Here is a 21,677-nt window from a genome sequence, read left to right as displayed (position 1 = left end):
TGGTATGAAAATCACGGAATTTACCTTAAAGAATAGAGCCCTTTCCCATTTCATTTTCATGATCATTCTCTTTGGAGGAGTGTTCGCTTATTTGAAAATGGGTAAGTTGGAAGATGCTCCGTTTACGATCAAGCAGGCTTTGGTGATGACCCAATATCCAGGTGCGTCGCCTCAAGAAGTGGAAGAACAAGTAAGCGATATACTGGAAGAAGCCATTCAGTCTTTGGATGAACTGGATTATGTCATTTCTGAAAATCGAGCTGGATTATCCAAAATCACAGTTTACGTCAAGAAAGAAATCAGGGCAGAAGCGATGCCTCAGCTTTGGGATGAACTTAGGAGAAAGGTTAATGACGCGCAAGGCAAACTGCCGCCGGGAGCTCATTCCATTGTCAATGATGATTTTGGAGATGTGCTTGGTGTCTTTTATGGCGTTTCGGGAGAGGGATTTACTCCTAGAGAACTGGATGATTATTCTAAAAAGATAAAAAATGAAGTTTTAAAGCTTCCCGGAGTCGCAAAGGTGGAGCGTTATGGCGTGCAAGTTCCGACAGTGGATGTCATACTTTCACCCGGCAAGATGGGCGAAGCTGGCATTAGCATGAGCGAACTGGTAGCTGTTCTTAATTCTCAAAATAAGGTATTTGACGCGGGAACGATCAATACTCCTACGAACAGGGTAAGGATAGCGCCTACTGGAAATTTTTCCTCATTCAATGATATCAAGAATTTCATGATTCCAGCCCCCAATGGCGAAAATATTCGTTTGGGAGATATAGCGAAAATTGAAGAAGGCTACATGAAGCCTTTTACCAATAAGCTAAAAATCAATGGCAATGATGCTATTGGCTTGGCTGTTTCGACAGTGGAAGGCGGCAATGTAGTAGTGATGGCTGAAGCTGTTAAAGCGCGTTTGGAATCTTTGAAGGCTGAACTTCCATTGGGTATTGAGATTGACAATGTTTATGACCAAGGAATGGAATCGGCCAAGGCAAATGATGGTTTTATCATCAATTTGATCATGTCGGTGGCGACCGTTGTGGCGATATTGCTGTTTTTTATCGGTTTTAGAACGGGAATATTAATTAGCAGCGGACTGGTTTACGCGATTTTAGCAACGCTTTTGGTAATGTTCGGAGAAGGTATCGCCTTGCAACGTTCTTCATTAGCGGCGATCATAATTGCGATGGGTATGCTAGTGGATAATGCTATAGTTGTGGCAGATGCTATTTTGATTAATCTTCAACGTGGCATGTCTCGCAAAGACGCTGTTTTCAAAGCGGTGAAAGTGTCTGCCATGCCTTTGTTGGGAGCGACTTTCATAGCAATTTTGACATTCTTGCCGATATACTTGTCTCCTCATGTGACAGGTGAATACTTCTCATCTTTATTCATAGTTATAGCAGTTTCATTATTCTTGAGTTGGATTTTCGCCATTACTCAGACGCCTCTGTATTGCGATGAATATATGAAAAAGCCTAAATCCACTGGCGATGGAACGGATCCTTTTGCGGGAGGGATGTATCTAAAATTCAGAAAGGTGCTCACAGAGTTTATCAGAAGAAAGTGGTTGGTTGCAGCAGGCTTGGTCGTTTTATTGGCGACTGCTTTGGCTGGTTTCAATTACATCCCAAAAGTCTTTATGCCTGATTTGGAAAAGACTGTTTTTACTGTGAATATATGGGCGGTTGAAGGCACGAAAATCGAAAAAATGGAAGAAATGCTCGATGAAATGAACGAGTATGTGGAGTCATTTGATGAGGTGGTTCAGACAACTTTGACTGTTGGCCAGACCCCTCCAAGATATTATTTAGCGAATGTAAGTTTCGGGCCTATGCCCAATTTCGGACATATGATAGTCGAAACGCATAGTTTTGAAGAGGTTAAGAAGATCAAGGAAGAGCTTACAGAAGGATTAAGAGAAAGGTTCCCCGAGACGGTCATTAAGACGTCTTTATTTGCTTCCATGCCTCCATACGAGGCTGATATTGAAGCTCGATTCAATGGACCGGATGATCAAGTGCTTGATTCTTTGGTGAATGAGGCGCTTGAGATTATGAAGAGCAATCCAAAAGCTCAGATGTTTCGAAATGAATGGAAAAATCAAGTAATGGTTTGGCAACCTGAGTTGGATCAACAGCGTGCCCGCTTGGCAAATATTAATGTCGGAAATATTTCCAATTCATTGAGAGCTTATGCGGATGGAACGCCAATAGGCGTGTTTAGAGACGAGGAAAAACAAGTTCCGATAGTAATGAAAACCGAGTCCGCATTGGAAAATGGTTTTTCAACGTATGAAAATGCTCCTATTTGGGGCATGGGAACCACGACTATTCCTTTGAATCAGCTTACAAGCGGACAAGAGTTTTCATGGGAATTTCCAATGATAAAGCGATATAACAGAGAGCGAAGCATGGCGGCTCAATGCGATGTGATGCCGGAGTATACCAAGTCGGAAGTATTGGAAGAGTTGAAGCCTTTAATCGAAGGAATAGAGCTTCCAGAGGGTTATACTATGTTTTGGGATTCGGAGTACAAGTCTCAAAAAGAAGCTATGGAAGCATTGACCGCTTATTTGCCACTAGCAATGATACTCTTGGTCACAATACTTATCGCTTTGTTCGCGAACTATAAACAGCCGGTAATCATATTGTTGATTCTGCCCTTGTCTTTGATTGGTGTTTCATTCGGACTTCTGGGGACAGGCAAAGAGTTTGGCTTCAATTCAATCATTGGTTGGCTGGGATTGCTAGGAATGATCATTAAGAATGTCATTGTATTGCTGGACGAAGCGAATATACAAAAGGCTGATGGTAAATCGCATTTTGAAGCAATTGTCAATGCCACCGTTTCCCGTACCCGACCTGTTTTGATGGCAGCTTTGACTACTATTTGCGGTATGCTTCCGCTATTGCCTGACAGTGTGTTTGGCTCCATGGCGGCTACGATCATATTCGGCTTGTCGTTCGCAACCTTGCTGACATTGTTGGCAGTGCCGGCTCTCTATGCCATATTTTATAATGTGAGTGTGGCAAATACTCCTCAATCTACTATTCAAGAATTGGAAGAACATTAAAGGTGATTCGATGAATTTAAATAAAAAAATAAGTTTGCTTTTATTATTGTCGTGTTGCATTGCTTTTCAAAGCTTTGGTCAAACGGCGGATTCATTGGTAAGCAAATATAGAAGGCAGGCATTGGACTATAATCAGGAGGTGAGATCCGCTCAGTATAGTTCCGAAGCAGCGAGTGAAATCAAAGCGTCATCAAAGGCGGATTTTAAGCCTAAGGTATCGGCAAATGGATTTTACCAGTGGAGAGACAATCCTTATCAGTTGACGGTGCCAAGTTTGACTGGCATGGAGTCTAGAACTGTAAAAGGCAACGATCAACAGTATGGAGCTAGCGTGCAAGTCGTGCAGCCTCTTTATACTGGAGGAGCGATTAAGCAAAAGTATGAAATGCTCAAGGAAGATGAGATCATTTCCGAATTCAATGTTGACCGCGTTAAAAACAATATTTTGTTGGAGACTGATCAAGTATACTGGATGGCGGTGGGACAGCAGGAGATCGCTGGCATATTTGATGAATATTATCAAGCGATTGATCAATTGGTAAAAGTTGTTGAGCAACGCGTTGAAGTGGGAACTGTGAGTCGAAACGATCTATTGATGGTTGAAGTGAAGCAAAATGAAATCGAGTACTTGCGTCAAGAAGCGCAGACGAATTCCCGAATTTCAGAAATGGCATTGAATCAACAAGTGGGCGTGCCGTTGGAAGAAAAGCCAATGTTGGATAATGCTATTCCTCAGATTATTTGGACGGATATTGCTGAGGATTGGACGCATATTGCTTTGAATCAAAGAGCTGAAATTTCCATGGCGGATCACGAGGTGCTCAAGTCTGAAAAAGGAGAAAAGCTGGCTATGGCAAAATACAATATGCAAGTGATGGCTCAACTGGAAGGAAGCTATGGATTGCCGGGTTATGACCTAACGAATCAATCGCCGGACGAGAATGTTGTGGCTGGAGTTTCTGTCAAGGTTCCGATTTTTGAATGGGGCAAACGAAAACATGATCGCAAGGCAGCCAAGCTTGATACAGAAGTGCAAAAGCAGAAGTTGAGCCAAGTCAGCGATAAGATAGCTTTGGAAGTTCAGTCAAATTATTTCGCATTGCAACAGGCTAACGAGAGAGTGGCTTTGTCGTATGGTTCCTTGGACAAGGCGGAAGAGAATTTGAAAATGATGAACGACAGATATAAAGAAGGCGTTGCGTCAATATTGGAAGTATTGGATGCACATATGTATTGGCAACAGGCAAAAATCAATTATACCGAAGCGAAATTGAATGCCAAGAATAGCGAATCTGCTTTCAAAAGATCGACAGGTTCTTTGTTAAAGGAAATGGACTAGTAGTGATTGTTAGGGCTACGCGGGAGAAGAGGAATAGCCTCTTCTTCCTGCGTATTTCAAACAGCTGAAAAATATTTGAGTTAAAATATCGTTAGCCAATATTGATGCTTTATTACGTTTGTATGGAGAGGTATAAGCAAAGCAGTTTCATTTAAAACAAGTTTGAAGTTTATGTCCAAAGCCTTGCTGAAGTCTTTATATAAAAAATATTTTAGCCATGTTTTAGTGTTTGTTATCTCGTTGATTCTCAGCATTGCTTTGCTAGAGTTTATAAAGAGTGTTAGCAACGTGGACCCTAAAACTTTCACATTAGCTAGCAAGTCGAAAAGCATAGTGTTTATTTCTATGGTATTTGCCTTGTCCTATTATTTTTTTCAATATGTTGACAATAAGTTTGAAGGGTTTTACCCTTGGTTCTTGTCTCCAAATAGGCGTTTGTTTTATCAAGGAATAGTTTTTTTTAGCTTTAGCGCTTTATTTCTGTACGGAGTTTTTGTCATAAATCATTTTTTGAATGATCGACCGGGACCGTTTGTCATTCGCGACTATGAAGTGTCCAGTTTCTTTGTGTCGTATTTTTTCTTTTTGGTGATATTGCTATATATCATTGCTGTCAAATCTATCACGAAGCTGAATACTTACTACACCGAGATGGAGGATTTGAAGCAAAAGAAAGCCAATGCGGAATACAAGGCTTTGCAAGACCAGCTAAATCCGCACTTTTTGTTTAACAGTCTCAATGTTTTGATCTCGGAGATTGAGTATGATCCTGAAAATGCCCAGAAATTTACTCATAAGCTGTCAGATGTATATCGATACGTGCTTCAGTCGCAACATTTGGAATACAGCACAATCAAGGCGGAATTGGACTTTGTGAAAGCTTATGTTTTTCTTCATCAAGTAAGGTTGGGAGATGTGATTAATCTTGAGATAAGTGTTCCCGAAGATTTGAAAGAGGCTAGAGTATTGCCATTGACGCTTCAGTTGCTTTGCGAGAATGCTATTAAACATAATGTTATTAACAAAAAGCATCCGTTGGAAATAAAGGTGTTTATAGAAGGCGGGTATTTGTATTTGAGAAACAACAAGAATGCCCGCACGCATGAGGTTTCAATGAAAGTAGGTTTGAATAATCTTCAAAAGCGTTTGGAATTGCTTAAGGCGCCATCGTTGGAAGTGGAAGAAACGGATTTAGCTTATCAAGTTGGTGTTCCGATATTTAAAGCTTGAGAATATGAATGAGGTTACAGTGATAATTGTGGAGGATGAAATTCCAGCTCAAAGAAGGCTGGCGCATATGATATCGTCTATCCGGCCAAAATGGAAAGTTCTTGGAATGTTTGAAAGTGTTGTCGAGACCAATGAATGGCTGGCTGAAAATAAACATCCTGATTTGATGTTTTTGGATATTAGATTGTCAGATGGTTTTTCGTTTGAAATTCTCAAGCCTGAAAATAAGGTTGACAGCTTTGTGATTTTCACGACAGCTTACGATGAGTATGCTTTGCAAGCGTTCAAGGTGAATAGTATCGACTATCTGCTTAAACCGTTTGGAAAGGAAGAGTTGGAGTCAGCCTGTACGAAATTTGGAAACCTTTTTGCTCAGCATAAAAAGCAAGTATTGGATGTTGACTTGGAACAATTAGGACAATTGATATTGCAGGAAAAGAAAACTTTTCGCAAGAGGTTTTTGATTCATCAAAAGGAGGATTTTTATACCTTGGAAAGCAAGGATATCGCTTATTTTTATTTGGGAAAAGCGGGAGTTACTTTGGCGGTGGACCGATCTGCAAAAACGCATATAATTGACATGAGTTTGGATCGCCTCGCGGAGCAATTTGACCCTATGGAATTTTTCAGATTGAATAGACGATGTTTGGCGCATATCGAGAGCATTAAAAAATTGACTCCTCAGTTTAGTGGAAAAATGGCTGTTTATGTAACTCCGGAATACGCGGAGCCTTTTTTAGTCAGCAAGGATAAGGTGAGCCTTTTGAAGAAGTGGCTTAATAGATAAATGTTGTTGTCTTAATTTTTATGATATTATTTTGAGAATTAAATTAATTGGACAAGAAAGTTGGCTTCATGCATCCTTATAGATTATGCCATTCAAAACTATTTCTTATCTGAGAGGTACTATTTCTAGCGAGAGAGAATAAGTAGGGTAAATTGGTAAGTGATGAGAGAGTTTCTTTCCGATAAGAGAAAAAAGTCCAAGGATCAGTCAGTTTCAAGTTCAAATACTGTGAGCCAAAGGGCTTCGATGGATTTGAATGATAATAGGCCTGAATATGCCCAAGGCCTGCAAATGAAGAAATTCGCAGATCGATTTGCATCTCCTCCCGTAACGCTTCAAGCAAAGTCTCAAAATGCTGAGGCTCCTATCCAAATGGCGGGAACTAAACCCAATACTTTTTCAGAAGATAGAAAGTATGTGATCAAGCTATCTTCCGATAGGGAAGAGTTCGTCTATAAGCATAAAAGTGGTTTGGCTTTGGATGCTGTATTGCCCGGGAATCACGAAGTAATGGATCATACTGTCAATAGAGAAGGCTTGGTGGATACAGTGACCGTTTACGAAGGCAATGCTCCTAAAGTCATTAAATTGAAGAATCCTATTCCCCAGCCGACAAAGACAAAAAGATTGTTGGTGCTTGATGTCGTGGGACATCATGAGTCTGGTGCAGGAAGAACAAGGGGAGTACCTTTTAATAGAGGAAAGAAAAAACAGCGCAAGGATAAGATTTTTATGGATGTCAAGTTGGGACATTATACCAAAAGCGGAGCCCAATTCAAACTAGAAGGCGCAAGTGTTCCTCTTCGGGTTTTGAAGTTTTTCGAGCATAACATAAAGGATCTAAAACGAAAAAGCAGATCGAGAGGCTTTGACATAGACGCGGGCAACTTATCCGAATTTGAAGAAGCAAAATCACATGGAGGTCGCAGAAAGTTGATAGCTGAAGCTATTGACGTAATTCTGGCCAAATTGAAAAATATAATAGCGCACATGTCTCAAGCAAATGTGACTTTTGTTGGAAGTAGCTTGCTTTTGGTGCTTAATGTGAAAAATCCTCAAGATTCAGATGTTAGGTTGATTGACCCTGACCACCCCGTATTGATGGAGGGAGTGGGAGAAGAAGTGTTGAAAGAAAAACCCGAAGATGTATTGGCTGAAAATAATTTTGGAAGCTTGAAAAGACCACGCACTTGGGATAAACATCAAGATAAATGGTCTCGCTCATTCTTGAGCGGTTTCATGAATTTTTACGAATGGCTAAGCCAAGAAAGTTTAAAATTGAAGGGAGATGATCCTTTTGTATTTTATTGATGGATAGTGAATATTGCTAAATTTTAATATAGTATTTTCATTGTAAAATGTGATTATTGTTGTTGTTTTTGTAAGTTGTTTTGTTTGGGGATTTTCATGATGAATATTGAAATATTTTTTTAAAATTAATATTTTCTGGAGTTTTTCAGGAGATAATCAGTGTGTAATGTGTTGAATTTTAGATGTATAGTTGTTTTGGGGTAGTGTGATTAAATTTAGAATATATACATTAATGTTAAATAATTATATTCTTTAATATTATTTGTGTTCTTATTTTTTTATGATTAAATAAATTATAATTTTGATTTATCGAATTTAGCAAAGATTGCAACTCTATCAACATTTACATTTAAACAATACAAACAAGATGAAGAGATTAATTTTTAGCGTTGCCTTAAGCTTAAGCGCAATGTATTCTAAAGCTCAAAGTTTTGATCACCAATGGACCAAATCTTATGACCAATCAGGCATATCGATGTTTTCAATACCTGCGGTGGACGAGCAAGGAAATGTATACAAGGCAGGGAATTTTTCAAATACGATTGACCTTGATGACACTGAAAATATACTTGAAGTGACTTCCAAAGGCGATCAAGACATTTTTATAGAAAAAAGAAATGATAATGGAGATTTCGTTTGGGCGACATCCATAGGAGGTAGTGGTAATGATAATGTTGAGTCAATAGCTATAGATGATCAAGGAAATATTTATGTGACTGGAAAATTTACAGGAACAGTAGATTTTGATGCTTCAGATGAGGTTTTTGAATTGACAAGTCAAGATGGCGGAGGAAGCTTTGTTATGAAGATGGATGCCCAAGGAGGACTTGTATGGGTAAAGGCTTTTGGGTACAATGAAAGTAATTATCAAATGAATTTGCTTGTTAATGATAATCAAGAGATATATTATGGAGGAAGTTTTTCAGACAAAATTGATTTTTCTTTTGATGAGACTCCAAATATTTTAGGAGCAGAAGATGATTGTGCTCATTTCTTTTTGATGAAGATTAATTCTCAAGGAGAACAGGTCTGGATTGAAGCCTTTGGTAGTGCTGGTTGTGATAATTTTGGTAATATGACATTCGATAATGAGGGGAATGTGTTATTCTCTGGGTCAGTGATGGGAGAAATAGTTGGAGATAATGAAACGTCATCGAATTTTATTTTATACAAATTTGATTCTCAAGGAGAGGTAGTTTGGCAACAGGAAAAATTAGGGACTGGAGATGATACATATTTTGCAAGTACTGTAGACGAAGAAGGAAATATTTATTCTACGGGATGGTTTTATGGTACTGTGGATTTTAATTCTTCGGATGAAGTTAATAATCTTACGATGAAAGGTTTTTATGATGTTTTTGTAATGAAACAGACTTCAGAAGGGGAGTTTGTATGGGCTAATTCGATAGTTGCTGAACAGCCAACATCAATCAATGTGGATCTTGAAGGCAATGTTATAGTGACAGGGCTTTTTAGCGAAGACACGGATTTAGATCCTTCAGAGGAAGGCGAATTTATCATAGAAGCTCAGGGTGAATGGGATATTTATTTTCAGAAACTGGATAATGATGGCAATTTCTTAGAGGGTTATCATATTGGAAATGAAGGGGATGATGGGGCAATATCATTTATAGATGCAAAAGGAGACCTGTACACTTACGGTTATTATTCAGGTGCTGTTGATTTTGATTTTTCAGAAGAAGGCGAACATACTTTGATTGCTAATGATGGAGGTAGCTGGTTTTTGCAGAAAATAAGCACCGCTTGCGAGCCCACTTACTCAACGGATGTGCAAGAATCAGAAGGACCATTTACATGGATTGATGGCAATATTTACACAGAAGATAATAATACGGCTACTTATATAAAGAAAGTGGAAGGTCAGTGTGATGAGATTATTACCTTGAATCTTACAGTGACAAAAGCTCTTGGCATAGATGAAGATTTGATGTCTAAAGGAGTTGTTCTTTTTCCAAATCCGGTTGAAAATATCCTTACGATTAATAATTCTAGCAACTCTCAAATGTCTATTCAGTTGATGAGTCCATTAGGAAATCCAATTAATACGATTAGCGGCTCAGCAAATACACAAATTGATATGAGCAATTTGATTTCAGGAGTTTATTTATTGAAAATAGAAATAGATCATCAAGCGTATTATAAGAAAGTGATTAAGAAATAATCAACTTGAATTAAGCAATTAACGCGGTTTGTTTTTCAATAAGATCATTGAAAGGCAAACCGTATTTTTTTGAATACATAAATAAGGAGTGTAAACGTTTTATTGGATTAAATGCTACTATTTTATATTTTAATTTTACAAATTAAAATGCGACTATTACACTAATATGCCACATCAACAAAAGCATCGTGGAGCTAATCCAAAAGACTATAAAATATTCACACCTAAAATATTCCTTAAGCTAAGACAGGCTCTTGTAGACTTGAGTTATCTTGTTGGAAAAGGTTACAGCAGCAAGGCGTCAATTAAGCTGATCGGTGATCGATTTCGTTTTTCAGAGCGCCAAAGGCAGGCATTGTCTCATTCGGCATGCGGAGAAGTCCAGCTTTTAGATCGTCATCAAAAGCATGTTTCTTCTGAACAATTGAAAGGCCAGACTTTAGCAATAGATGGCTACAACCAGTTGATTACATTGGAAGCCGCTCTTTCCAAAGCCCCGATTTTCATAGGTTTTGATGGTTGTTATAGAGATATAGCAAACGTGCATAGCACATATCGTAAAGTAGAGGAGACTGTGTTGGCTTTGGAAATTTTCGCAAGAGAATTGGAAAAGTTGGAGCCTAAGAGAGTGTTATGGGTGTTTGATCAGCCAGTTTCAAATAGCGGAAGACTGCGAAAGTTCATACAAGAGTTAGCCGCTGAAAAAGGATGGCAATGGGAAGTAATCTTGGAAATGAATCCTGATAAATATTTGGTAGATCATGAAGAAATGATTTCGATATCTTCAGATAGTTGGGTGCTTGATGGGGCTAAGCGTTGGCATAACTTGAACGCTTCCATAATAAAAGATCATGTGAAAACCCCTTGGTTGATTGATTTTAGAAAAGAAAGCTTAGTTAGTGTGGAAGAACAAAAAGATTAATTGAAATGGGAGAAATTAAATATGTGAAAGGCGACGATCTCCTCAAGCCAAAGGAGTTAAAATCATTGCTCATATTTGCAATAATTTAGGAGGCTGGGGAAAAGGTTTTGTCTTGGCGATTTCCAAACGATGGAAAGAGCCGGAAGCAGCGTATCGATCATGGCATAGAAACAGAGCAAAAAATGATTTTGCCTTGGGAAATATACAAATAGTGCAAGCCGAGCAATACATTTACATAGCTAATATGCTAGGACAGCAAGGTATGAGAACGGGCTCGAATGGAGTGCCCATTCGTTTTGAAGCTGTGAGGGAATGCTTGGAAAAGTTAGTTTTAGAAGCAGAAAGATTGAATGCCAGTGTTCACATGCCTCGTATAGGCTGTGGTTTGGCCGGAGGAAAATGGGATAGAGTTGAGCCAATTATCAAAGAGACTTTGATAGACAAAGGTATCCAGGTGACGATTTATGATTTCTAATTTTTATTCAAAGCAAATAGATTCTTCCAGCACGCATAATGCAGATTAATGGCGCTGGAAGAGTTTTTATTAGTTTTTAAAAACGGAATAATCCGTATAGCCTTTAGCATTGCCTCCGAAGATTCTTGATTTGTCGCTTTTGTTTAAGTCAATGTCATGTTCACAATGTCATGTTTAAGCCGTTAAAGCTGGTTGGGAGAGCGATAAATGGCTTTTCTAATTCTAGCCTTTCTTATATTTATAGGGATGTTTTACTTTTGCTATCACCTGATTTCAAATGGCTTCTGGATAACATACAATTCCAATTTCAATACCTCAATTGTATTAATATTTTTCACAGATTTATTTATTGAACATTTTGTGTCAAATCATATTAGATTAGCATATAAAATATACACTTCACAATTATGCTTTAATCGGGGTATATCTCGTTCGTTATCGTCAGTCACTATAGTTTAGTATCTGCTGTCAAGAGTGTTGTTCTTTCTTAAGGAGAGTTATGCGAACAAGGTCTTTTTATTCAAGATATGTAATCTTATAATTATATACTCTATAAGGGTGTTTTATTGAATAATATTAGTTTATTATATTATTTAAATTATTTGTAATTAAATTTTTTCACAAAAATGATTACATATTTATAAAAAAAACATACTAATAATTATAACTAAGTATTAATAATATGAGACGAACACTTATCTATTTATCCATTATTTTTCTTTTTACTTCTTGTTTTCAAGAAGATGATTTTCCAAGCCCTACTCAAGAAGGAGCGAATACTTTTGGCTGCTATATTAATGGTGAGCAATTTAAAACTAAAGGTAATGTAACTGTTAGAGCTGCTAGTGCTTATCTAACCAACACTGGCAACTTAAAATATATATCTATTGGAGGGGATAGAGCTCATGATGAAACACCCCAATCCGTAAACTTATCAGTGTATTATGATAATCTGATGGCAGGAGAAAGAGAATTTGACTTAAAGAGATCATACAACGGAGATGTAACAGAAGATGGAAGCATAGTATATTATAAGTTAGACAGTGCATGGGCTAGTTATAAAATAGCGGGTACTTATGAATTTTATTCAAATACAGATTATACTGGAAAATTACATATTTCTAGGTTCGATCCTGATAATATGATTATTTCCGGAATTTTTTATTTTGATGCTATAAATTCTGAGGGAGAAGTAGTTAAAATTACGGACGGTCGTTTTGATTTTACATACTCTTCATTGATTGATTAACATTAATATTGAAGTTCCTTTTCCAACATTTTCTGATAGGTTGGATAATCGGTAAATCCTTCCGCTCCGCCTCCGTAAAAAGTAGAATGGCTATCGGATCTTAATTGAGTCAATGGAAGATTATTTTCAAGACGATATACCAAATCAGGATTGGTTATGAAATCTTGGCCAAAGGCTACAACGTCCGCATATCTCTTTTCAATGATTGTCTCAGCTGTGTTTTTGACATATTTTCCACAAACCATGATGGGATTGGAGTAAACATTTCTGATATCTTTTCTGAATTCTTCAGGCACTTTTTTATAATCTGAAATATTTTCAGAGAAATGTATATACGCTAGTCCAAGAGGCTGAAGTTGTTGTAGAACTTTTAATGTAAGTTCGGGCATTTCGGGATCATGCTCGTTGCCCATGCCTTCGGATACAAAAGGAGAAAGGCGAATAGCAACTTTATCAGCACCTATGGATTTGGATATTGATTTTACAACTTCCAAAAGGAGCCGCATTCGGTTTTCTTGACTTCCGCCGTAGGCATCTGTTCTTTGATTAGAGGTCGTTCTTAGAAATTGGTCAATCAAATAGCCGTGAGCTCCATGAATTTCCACGCCGTCAAATCCTGCTTCCATCGCATTTTTAGCAGCAACAGTAAAGTCATGAATAACAGTGTCAATATCATTCTGGTTCATGGCACGCGGCATTTCTGTTTCAATCATTCCATATCCGCCTTCCTGCAAAGGGCCAAATACTTTATCGGAGACTTTGATTGCGGAAGGAGCCCAAGGTTTTTCTCCGGTGATCGAAGAATGCGAACGCCTGCCAACATGCCATAGTTGCACGAAAATTTTTCCATTTTTTTGATGAACAGCTTTTGTTGAAAGCTTCCATCCTTCGATTTGCTCTTCAGTATAAATTCCCGGAGTCATGGAGTAGCCTCTGGCGCTGTTTGATATTGGAGCTCCTTCTGTGATGATTAAGCCAGCTCCTGCTCTTTGGCTATAATACTCAGCCATTAAAGGTGTAGGAATATCGCCTTCAGTGGTTCTTGAGCGTGTCATAGGAGCCATTGCAATACGATTATTGACTTTTATGCTTCCTAATGAAATGGGTTGGAATAGAGTGTTATTTTGAGATTCCATTTGATTTGGGTCTAGTTTGTTTTCTTTTGATGATACAAAACTAGCGCTACTAGATCTATTATAAAAATAGCATGATTTATACTTATCTATTAGAATTATGATGAATGGTTTTGAGAAGAATCTTTATTTTTGTTGTTGAAGTTAATAGAATGTAAACGCAATCATTATGGTGAACCTAGAGTGGTATAGAACATTCAAAGCAGTCTATGAGCAAGGAACATTGACAGCCGCGGCTCAGGCCTTGTTTATTTCTCAGCCCGGTGTGAGTCTGCATTTAAGCTCGTTGGAGGCTTATGTTGGCGGTAAGCTTTTTGACAGGGTTTCGAAGAAAATGGTTCCTACGGAAAAAGGGAAATTGCTTTACAATGCACTTTTAACACCATTGGTTGAGCTTGAGCAAGTCGAGGAGTGCTTTAAGCGAACAACAGAAAGTGATATGCCTACGGTCACTATTGGCATGTGTTTCGAGACTTTTCAGCATAGTTTGGAAAAGCACCTGCATTCATTTGATTTCAATTTAGTCAGTAGGTTTTCTGACTACAATACTTTGCTGAGAGAACTGGAGAATGGCATTGTCGATATCATAACGACACCTCAAAAGGCTGAGTCGAAAGGCATCGTTCAGGAAGTTTTTTCCCAAGAAAAGATTGTTTTGATTGGGAGCAATGATATTGATGGAATGGAATTTTCCAACGTGGAAAAAATGAAAGATGAAGAATTGTTGATTGAATGGCTGTTGAAGTATAAATGGTATGGAGCTTCTAGCGACAATGAGCATTTTACCCGATTTTGGAGAGCTAATTTTAAAAGGAACCCGAATTTTAGGCAGAATTTCATAGTACCCAATTTCAATTCTATCATTCGTAGTTTGGGCTATGGGTCTGGATTGGCGATCGTTCCTGATTTTTTATGCAGATCTTCTGTTGAAAAAGGAAAAATACAAATCCTGTGGGAAGGTTGGAAGACTGTCGTCAATCCATTGTATTTTGGCTATCGGAAGAAAACCATTTATCGAGATCAAATTCAGCAAATTATGCAAGTGTTGAAGTCGGATCTTTAGGAAGGTAGAATTCTACTATTGTGATTAGGCTCAAGAAGCTGTTATATTTTGGTTTCAAAGATTTATTTTTTAGATGAAACTTGGCTTATTAAAAATAGGTATTGGTTGGACTATTAATATTTTCTCTTAAAGAAGTATCTTAAAATGAGTGAGGCGAAAATTGAATTTATCAAGATTCGCTCACACTTTGAAAGTTAAAAAGGAAGGAGGGTTTTATTCTTTTTCAGATTCCTATTTTTTTGGAAGCTCGTTATAATCATTGCATTCATTACCAAGGTGTGCCTGTAAGGCTAAATGGGATTTTGTTTTTTAGGTAATACGCGCCGATTATATTGGACGGTGTGAGACTAAATGGATGCGCTTCCTCAGAATATTTAGAATCAAAAGAAATATTGCCATCTCCATATTCGACAGTGAGAAGTCTTGGGTATTGTTCTGAAATTTCGAAAATGCTTCTCATTTCACCTGTTTTACCCATTTCAATGATATTATCATTTCGGATATTCAACATTGAGATTAAAGAAAGCTCTTTCATAAGATTTTTTTGATTTTCGCTGACCATGTAGTTCTCAGTATTGACTGTTAAATCCATTCTTCTTTGATCTGGTCCTATCCCATAACCTGTGTAGATAGGAGATGATCGAAATAATTCTATTTCTCCCATGGATTTAGGGAGTCCAAGTTTGAAAATCCCAGCCCACATGGACTCTTCACTTGTTACAGGCATATAGATGCAATGCCACACCTTGCGGCCTTCGTATTCAGCTAATAGAAATAAAGAATTTTCCTTATATGGCTCCGCTCCATAATCAAGTTTATAAAAATCAGTGATGAATACATATACTAAAAGTTGTTCCGGCATATCGAGAATATCAGGCAATAAGCTTCGATAAACTTCCTTTTCTTGGGTTTCATAGTACATGGATATGCCATCATTTTCTAGATATCTATATGTATTGTAATTTGAGGAAGAGTCGGTTAAAGCAATATCTGAAGGTTGAGGATTTGTTTCTTGTGAAGAATTAGTCGTTGATATTAGTGGTGTCTCTGAAATATCACTTGTTTCGCATGAAAAAAGCATGACATTTAAAGGAACTAAAATGGTAAGTGCAGTTTTTAATATTTTATTTTTCATAATAGAATTTTGTTTGTTAGGTATTTTATTGTTGAATGAAATTATCTTGATGAGCTTCCTAATCTGAAAGGTATTGTGTTATGCAGATAATATGTTCCTAATATTTTGCTTGGAATGAGTTTTAAGGGATGGGAATGATCTTTTACTTTATTATTTAGCGACATATTGATTGTTCCCTCTCCAAATATTACTTTAAGTCGAGAAGGAAATTTGTCGGAAATTTCGAAGACACTTTTAGATCGACTTTGATTCATTTGTATAATGTCGCCATTGAGAATATTTATTTTTGGTATAAGTGTTAATTCTTCTATTCTACTTTTATTTTCCTTTTTTAAATCAAAGTTATCAGTACTCATTTTAAGGGTAACCGTACAGTTATCTTCATCCAAAGCAATTCCTTCATAGATGGGAGGTTGAATATTAAATTTGATATCCCCGATAGTCTTTGGAAGTCCCAATTTCCATTTTCCTGCAATCATTGATTCTTTGCTTGTTACCGGCATGTATACGCAATGCCAAATTTTTTCACCTCTATAGATTCCTAAGAGAAATATTGCAAACTCTTTATAGGGTTGGGTTTGAGAATCCATTTTATAGAAGTCATTGATAAAAGCATGCACCAATAACTGATTAGGCATTTCAAATTCTTCAGGAAGCAATTCTCTATAGATTTCTTTTTCTTTGGTTTCGTAATAGGTGAAAATTCCATAGTTCTCATGGTAAGTGAATTTTCGTTCCTGATTGTTTTGACTATGCCCTCTTGAAATGCTTAAGAAAAAGCTTAGTACAAATATGATTTTTATGAGTTTCATTGATTCAATATTTTCCTTATTTGAAGATTATAGTTTGAAATTACAGAACTTTATGTGACTAGTAAAAGGATTGTTAACAAACAGCTTGATTTCATAAATGAAAGACAATTTTAGCATGCTTTTATTAATGAGTTTGATTTTGTTTGCTGATTTTCAGTGGTGTATGGATTGTTTGTGTTTTTTGATAGTTTGCTTTTAAGCAAATATAATATTATAATTTGTTGTGGTTTATTTTTCTTGTTTAGGATCTGATACTGATGATTTATGATTTGGAGGCGTTTGTGAAAAAATATTGGAAATGGTCACGTAGATTGAAATATTTAAGATTGAAATAAATATTATATAGTTTGAATGAAGGTATTTTTGCACTTTGTATTTTGGATTGTCATTATATCGCTGCGGTTCTTTTCTTTGGTTGAACGAGGTGGTTTTGGAAAAGTATTTGTAGTCGTCGCTGTTTTTTATATTCAGTACATAACAATTTTCTACGCGACCATATTTGTTCAGCATTACTTTCTTAAAAGTGGTTTTTTGCAGAAGGTGAAGTATTTCATTGCCTTGCTTACTGTATTATTAGTTGGAGTGCTTTGCTTGAAATTTACGGTGATTTCATTAATGAAAATCGGAATAATGAAACTGCCTGTTTATGTCCCTTCATTGGTTTTTTTTAGAGTTGTTTTTTTTATGCTTTTCGCTTTGCTATTTGATTATGTGAACGAAAAAAGCAAGGCAAAAGAAGCGGAAAAAAATGCTAAAATTGAGAAGCAAGAAACGGAGTTGATGTTTTTGAAGAATCAGATGAATCCGCACTTTTTTTTCAACACGCTGAATAATTTATATGGTTTAGTGTATCGAAAGGATGATAATGCTCCCGAAGTTCTTTTGATGTTGTCAGAGTCAATGAGATATATTATTTATAAAACTCAGAACGAATGGGTGCCTTTGAAAGGCGAGATCGAGTTTATGAAAAATTACTTTGAATTGGAAAAACTAAGATTGAAAAACTCTAATAATACCAAGTTTATTTTAAATAATGAGTCAGAGTATTCTCATATGGAAATCGCCCCATTGTTATTGTTGCCGATGCTTGAGAACTGTTTTAAGCATTCTGATATTGATAGCAATAAAGACTCTTTTATCAATATTCATTTAATGGTAGATAATGGGGTTTTATATGCGGAATTTATCAATACTTTTGACAAGCAAAGAAAAGTTTCAAAGCCGGGAATAGGACTTGACAATTTAAGGAAAAGACTTGCCATACAGTGCAAGGATAATTATAATGTCAAAACAGTTGTGGAAGGTAATATTTACAAAGTAGTTATTGAGATTCGATTAAAGATTGTATGAAGAAAATAAAATGTATTATCATAGATGACGAACCGATAGCAGTTAGTTATTTAGCTGATTATGTTTCGAAAATATCAGAGTTAGAATTAGTCGGGACTTTTCATAGGGCAAGGGAAGCTTATGACTTGATTGTGGCGGGGGAGGTGGATCTGCTTTTTTTGGATATACAAATGCCTGAAGTTTCAGGCTTGGATTTTTTAAGAACATTGCCTAGTTCGCCACAAGTGATATTAACAACAGCATATTCCGAGTATGCTCTGGAGAGTTATGAGTTGGAAGTCGCGGATTATTTGTTAAAGCCTATTGGTTTTAAAAGGTTCGCGGATGCTGTCGGCAAGGTAAGAAATAGATTGAATGCTCAAATTAAAGATGCATCCAATTTTTCAAAGTATATATTCTTGAAGTCAGGTTATAAATCAATAAAAGTGGATGTGTGCAACATTACTTTTGTTGAAAGCTTTGGGGTATATGTTACTTTTAATCATAAAGATGGTAGAAGCTTTGTGAAAAATGAAAGACTAAAGAATGTTGAGGAGCATTTGGTGAGTTCTGGTTTTTTAAGAGTTCATAAATCTTATTTGATTAATTTAGATTTGATTGAAGCGGTTTATGGCAACACAATTGAGATTGGAGGGAAAGAAATTCCTATAGGCAGGAGTTATAAGTCTACAATTAAGGAACTTATTGATAGTGACTAGAGATTCACATAACTTTTGCATTTAGCCAGAAGCTATCATTTTATGTTTTGCTTATTCGTTCATTAGCACCTCTTCTTTTTCAGGTTTTGTCTTTCGGTTAATTATCAATTCGAAGCACAGAACGCCAGCCCAGATGATTAAACTAATTATGCCGCCATAAAAGAAGGAATTAGCACCGAGTTTGCCCAATATGCCTGCGATAGGATAGGCTATTGCCCACCAGAGATGAGACCATGCGAAGTGAGCGCCATAAACTTTCGCTTGTTCGGCTTCAGGCACTTGTTTGGCGATCAATGTTTGCATAGGGATATTAATCAGTCCCTGAGCCATTCCCACGAGAAGCCAAAGCAATATTACTATCGTATAAGTAGCATTCAATGTTGGTAACAGTGCCAAACCAATCAACAATCCACCGGATTTCGCTAAAGTAAGAAGTTGGCTGTCTTTTTTGAACATTCCGCTCATAAATGCTGTAATTCCGGTTCCGAGGCCAAAGAACATCATTACTTTTCCATATGATACTTCGTCAAGCTGCAAGTGGCCTTGAATGAAACCGACGCTATTCACGAGGATTTGAGCGCCAACAATGGAAGCTGCTAATTGCATCAACAGGTTTGTTCTTAATTGCGGTAAAAGGAACAGAGGAGAACTGCCGCTTTTAATTTCATTCCACAGTGTGTTTTTAGTTGAGCTTTTAGGTATGCCTTTCGAAGTTGAAGGTTCAAGCTCTTGCTTTGAAAAAGTCAAGATGATGATCCCCGCGATAAGAAATGTCGCCATGTCAGTGTAGAAAATTTCTTCTATTCCTGCGAAAGCAGCGATTCCACCAGCTATCCCCGGACCAAGTACGCCAAGTATTTGAAAAACTGTAGAGGATAAAGAAATGGCTTTGGAATATTGCTCCTTGTCTTTAACAAGCACGGGAATACAAGCTTTGTAAGTTGGCGTGAATATGGCATTGAAGCAGTTTAATGCCGCTACAAGTCCGTATATTTGCCATTCTGCTGTTACCAAAGGCATCATTCCTATGATAGCCATTCGGGAAAAGTGAGCGGTGACAAGAATCTTTTTTCGACTGAAATATTCCGAAAGCATTCCGCTGAAGGATGAAAGCAATACATATATAGTCACTCTTAAGGTCAATGCTGTCGCCAAGACTACCGCTGATCGCTCTCCCGCCAATTCAAATGCAAGCAATGCCAAGCCTACCCACGTCAAGGCGTCGCCAAAGAGGCTTATAGATTGAGCTAAAAAGAATTGGGTGAATCTCTTGTTTTTCAAGCTGTCCAAGGGCAGGTCTGACCATTTCATAGCGAGTGATTTTAAAAATTACAATAATTCATATTTGCTTCTCTATTCTTCACAAATTCTTATCAAGAATGAAGGCTTTATAAATGTACTAATCTTGTTTCTCTTTATGCTTTCTTTGGTATTAACTTATTGCAAAGATGTTTTTTTGAAGGGGGGGGAATTGTTTGGACGGCTTATAACTCAAGAGTGTTGATTAAAATAGATTTTTAGCTTGAGAGGTTAATTAAAGAATCTTTTAAATCCCTTCATAAAACTTTGCTAAGTAACAGAGTGTATTGGGATGCCAATTTCGAAAAATATATTTCTTTTAAACATTCCTGAAATGATGAATTCGAATTCGGTATATAATATTTTCAAATAAATGTTTGTTATAATTGACTGTAAATGAGTTTATTGTGGTTTTTTTAAGGTTTTGATAAATATTTTTTCAAAATTTTAAAAAAAGGGTAGTAGGTTTTGGATGGATACCCTCTTATAGGTGAAAGGACACAAAGACGTAATTTCAAAAATAAAAAATAATAAAAAGTAAGGTTGCAAAAGTTGTTATGCAAGGTGAGCTAGAAAATAGGGATAAAAAGTTGGGAAGGCATGTAGAAGAGGCCCTAAGAGGAGGAGGTATGGACTTGTTGGAACAACATGAAATGTGGAGGGAGATTGATAGAGCAACAGAAAACAAGAAGCGATTTTCGTTAAGGACTATGTATCAATTGGCAGCATCGGTAGCTTTTGTTATGCTTGGAAGTTGGCTGATTTGGTACCAACTGGATAAGACGCAAGAAGTACAGACGTATATTGTCAAAGAAAATATACCGGGTACGCGTACAGTATTCGATTTGCCTGATGGCAGTACTGTGAAACTTATTGGTAAGTCCGCGATAAAGTATCGGGAAGGTTTTTCTGAGGAGCTGAGGAGAGTAGAGTTGTTGTATGGAACTGGATATTTTGATGTTGCAAAGGATAAGAATAGACCTTTTATTGCTTATAGTGATGAAGTGGATGTAAAAGTGTTGGGGACTAAATTTATATTGGCAAATAGAGATAAGCATACTAATACGAAGGTGTTGTTAGAGTCAGGCGAAGTGTTGGTGAAGAATAAAATCACTGAGGGTTTTAAGATGTTGAAACCAGGGCAGTATTTTGAGATATATAAAAATCAAATTGACAAAGTAGGTAATCTTAAAGAAGAAGAACTGAGCTGGACACGTGATGTTTTGGTGCTTGAAAATGCTGATGCTAAGACGCTTGTCAAGCAAATAGAAGATTGGTATGGAGTGAGAGTGACAACAGTAGGTATGCCTAAAAAGAAAATAGTCATGTCAGGAAGTTTGAAATCATTGACATTGCGGGAAACTCTTGATGGTTTGGGCTTTAAATACGATATCAAAGATAATGGAGATGTAACACTAGTATGGGAATAATTTTTTAACGACTAATGTTCAGCATTATAGGGTGAGGTGATTTGAAATTTATGCAATAAAAATAATATTTCTAGATGTCGATTTTATGAGATTTTTTATTCTAAAAGATTGTTCAACTAGTTTTAAATAGTCAATTTTTTAATATGAAATGAATTTTATCGAAGAGGATTAATGACTGGTAGAGTA

At 36.9% G+C, this 21,677-nt stretch carries 17 protein-coding genes; 13 read left to right on the top strand and 4 right to left on the bottom strand.

Features of this window, described 5'->3' with window-relative positions:
• Window positions 1-4 precede the first annotated feature (4 nt).
• The 9 genes from AABK36_RS16745 to AABK36_RS16705 all read left to right on the top strand — a co-directional run bounded on the left by AABK36_RS16745 (window position 5) and on the right by AABK36_RS16705 (window position 12,571).
• A complete protein-coding gene (locus tag AABK36_RS16745; protein WP_309940170.1) occupies window positions 5-3,076 on the top strand; it encodes an efflux RND transporter permease subunit in 3,072 nt (1,023 codons plus the stop codon).
• 10 nt (window positions 3,077-3,086) lie between these two features.
• Window positions 3,087-4,415, top strand: a complete 1,329-nt coding sequence (locus AABK36_RS16740) for a TolC family protein (RefSeq protein ID WP_309940171.1) — start codon at window positions 3,087-3,089, stop codon at window positions 4,413-4,415.
• A gap of 171 nt (window positions 4,416-4,586) precedes the next feature.
• Window positions 4,587-5,645 (top strand): sensor histidine kinase, encoded by a 1,059-nt coding sequence (locus AABK36_RS16735; protein WP_309940172.1) that lies wholly within the window; start codon window positions 4,587-4,589, stop codon window positions 5,643-5,645.
• A 4-nt stretch (window positions 5,646-5,649) separates the two neighbouring features.
• A complete protein-coding gene (locus AABK36_RS16730) occupies window positions 5,650-6,432 on the top strand; it encodes a LytR/AlgR family response regulator transcription factor (protein WP_309940173.1) in 783 nt (260 codons plus the stop codon).
• A 162-nt stretch (window positions 6,433-6,594) separates the two neighbouring features.
• On the top strand, window positions 6,595-7,743 hold the full coding sequence (locus AABK36_RS16725; RefSeq protein ID WP_309940174.1) for an inositol polyphosphate kinase family protein: 1,149 nt from the start codon (window positions 6,595-6,597) through the stop codon (window positions 7,741-7,743).
• Between the two features lie 367 nt (window positions 7,744-8,110).
• Window positions 8,111-9,925: a T9SS type A sorting domain-containing protein gene (locus tag AABK36_RS16720; RefSeq protein ID WP_309940175.1), complete on the top strand. Its 1,815-nt coding sequence runs from the start codon at window positions 8,111-8,113 to the stop codon at window positions 9,923-9,925.
• Window positions 9,926-10,091: 166 nt separating this feature from the next.
• A complete protein-coding gene (locus AABK36_RS16715; protein WP_309940176.1) occupies window positions 10,092-10,847 on the top strand; it encodes a DUF434 domain-containing protein in 756 nt (251 codons plus the stop codon).
• 19 nt (window positions 10,848-10,866) lie between these two features.
• Window positions 10,867-11,322: a macro domain-containing protein gene (locus AABK36_RS16710; protein ID WP_338390329.1), complete on the top strand. Its 456-nt coding sequence runs from the start codon at window positions 10,867-10,869 to the stop codon at window positions 11,320-11,322.
• A gap of 682 nt (window positions 11,323-12,004) precedes the next feature.
• The gene (locus tag AABK36_RS16705; protein ID WP_309940177.1) at window positions 12,005-12,571 is read left to right on the top strand and encodes a Riean_0653 family protein; all 567 of its coding nucleotides are present in this window, start codon (window positions 12,005-12,007) and stop codon (window positions 12,569-12,571) included.
• A gap of 2 nt (window positions 12,572-12,573) precedes the next feature.
• On the opposite strand, the gene AABK36_RS16700 is transcribed toward AABK36_RS16705, so the two are convergent.
• Window positions 12,574-13,707, bottom strand: a complete 1,134-nt coding sequence (locus AABK36_RS16700) for an alkene reductase (protein ID WP_309940178.1) — start codon at window positions 13,705-13,707, stop codon at window positions 12,574-12,576.
• A 166-nt stretch (window positions 13,708-13,873) separates the two neighbouring features.
• Here AABK36_RS16700 and AABK36_RS16695 point away from each other — a divergent pair, with 166 nt between their 5' ends.
• Window positions 13,874-14,767, top strand: a complete 894-nt coding sequence (locus AABK36_RS16695; protein WP_309940179.1) for a LysR family transcriptional regulator — start codon at window positions 13,874-13,876, stop codon at window positions 14,765-14,767.
• 268 nt (window positions 14,768-15,035) lie between these two features.
• Here AABK36_RS16695 and AABK36_RS16690 read toward each other — a convergent pair whose 3' ends face one another.
• A complete protein-coding gene (locus AABK36_RS16690; RefSeq protein ID WP_309940180.1) occupies window positions 15,036-15,902 on the bottom strand; it encodes an acetoacetate decarboxylase family protein in 867 nt (288 codons plus the stop codon).
• Window positions 15,903-15,943: 41 nt separating this feature from the next.
• Window positions 15,944-16,714 (bottom strand): acetoacetate decarboxylase family protein, encoded by a 771-nt coding sequence (locus AABK36_RS16685; RefSeq protein WP_309940181.1) that lies wholly within the window; start codon window positions 16,712-16,714, stop codon window positions 15,944-15,946.
• A 351-nt stretch (window positions 16,715-17,065) separates the two neighbouring features.
• Between AABK36_RS16685 and AABK36_RS16680 the strand changes: the two genes are divergently transcribed.
• Both AABK36_RS16680 and AABK36_RS16675 read left to right on the top strand, forming a co-directional pair.
• Window positions 17,066-18,064 (top strand): sensor histidine kinase, encoded by a 999-nt coding sequence (locus AABK36_RS16680; protein ID WP_309940182.1) that lies wholly within the window; start codon window positions 17,066-17,068, stop codon window positions 18,062-18,064.
• A complete protein-coding gene (locus AABK36_RS16675; protein WP_309940183.1) occupies window positions 18,061-18,762 on the top strand; it encodes a LytR/AlgR family response regulator transcription factor in 702 nt (233 codons plus the stop codon). The genes AABK36_RS16680 and AABK36_RS16675 overlap by 4 nt, the downstream gene beginning before the upstream one ends.
• A gap of 51 nt (window positions 18,763-18,813) precedes the next feature.
• Here the strand turns inward: AABK36_RS16675 and AABK36_RS16670 are convergent, their stop codons facing one another.
• The gene (locus tag AABK36_RS16670) at window positions 18,814-20,073 is read right to left on the bottom strand and encodes an MFS transporter (RefSeq protein ID WP_309940184.1); all 1,260 of its coding nucleotides are present in this window, start codon (window positions 20,071-20,073) and stop codon (window positions 18,814-18,816) included.
• A gap of 545 nt (window positions 20,074-20,618) precedes the next feature.
• Between AABK36_RS16670 and AABK36_RS16665 the strand changes: the two genes are divergently transcribed.
• Window positions 20,619-21,491 (top strand): FecR family protein, encoded by an 873-nt coding sequence (locus AABK36_RS16665; RefSeq protein ID WP_309940185.1) that lies wholly within the window; start codon window positions 20,619-20,621, stop codon window positions 21,489-21,491.
• Window positions 21,492-21,677: the final 186 nt, after the last annotated feature.

It is taken from the genome of Aureibacter tunicatorum (assembly GCF_036492635.1).
Lineage (GTDB): Bacteria > Bacteroidota > Bacteroidia > Cytophagales > Cyclobacteriaceae > Aureibacter > Aureibacter tunicatorum.
The sequence above is the reverse complement of the archived record's forward strand: the minus strand, read 5'-3'. Positions and strand labels throughout refer to the sequence as shown.